Annotated in this window: 2 protein-coding genes; both read right to left on the reverse strand. The window is 69.0% G+C overall.

What is annotated here, in order from left to right; translation table 11 throughout:
* Positions 1–230, reverse strand: a 230-nt coding sequence (locus ACFSHS_RS18410) for a hypothetical protein (protein WP_376879225.1), incomplete at its 3' end; no start/stop codon positions are given.
* Positions 231–517: 287 nt separating this feature from the next.
* Positions 518–673 carry an Ig-like domain-containing domain gene (locus ACFSHS_RS18415; protein ID WP_376879228.1) on the reverse strand — a complete coding sequence of 52 codons (156 nt, stop codon included), beginning with the start codon at positions 671–673 and terminating at the stop codon, positions 518–520.
* Positions 674–694 lie beyond the last annotated feature (21 nt).

Consider the following 694-nt stretch of genomic DNA (forward strand, 5'->3'; position numbering starts at 1 on the left):
CACCACGCACCGTCGTGGAACCAGAGCTTGCTCTGCGGCTTGTCCGCGCTCGGCGGCCGCGACGAACCGTAGGTGTCCGCCGACAGGTAGGTGGTCGGCACTCCCACCGCGGCCGCGGCCACCGACGGCAGGCCCAGACCGCTGAGCAACGTCATGACCGCCGTCACCACGCTGATCAGCAGGACCCGGCGACGTGCACGGGGCTGTGGCCGGAAGCGGTCCGTTCGCATCACGTTCTCCCCGGTGGTGGCAGAGTCGAGACCTCCACCGGCCCCGTGTGATGCCGCGGAACCGTAGGAGCCCCGACTACGAGACGCCAGACGTTGGCGCGGCAAGACGTCCAGATCAGGCGAATGTTGCTCCCGGCGACAACGGACTGCGATCGCAGCACGACCCGCTGTCCGACTCGAGCAGGCATTGCTGTCACCTCCGGCTCCGGGAGACCATTCGCCTGGAGGAATCACCTGGGTGTGGACCGCTTCGAGCAGGTGGCGTGCCGACGTCGCTCGAGCAGCAGTCACGGCCCGGTGGTGAAGCTCCAGCTGACCGGCGCCAGCGGGTTGCCCGCCGCATCGGTGATACCGCTGGCCAGCGTCGCGGTGTACTTCGTGTTGCCCGCGAGGCTTTCGTCGGGGTTGAGGATCCACGTGTTGGTCGTGCCGCTGCGGGTCACCTGGGCGGTGACCGCGGCGCC

This window comes from Blastococcus deserti (assembly GCF_042682525.1).
Taxonomy (GTDB): domain Bacteria; phylum Actinomycetota; class Actinomycetes; order Mycobacteriales; family Geodermatophilaceae; genus Blastococcus_B; species Blastococcus_B deserti.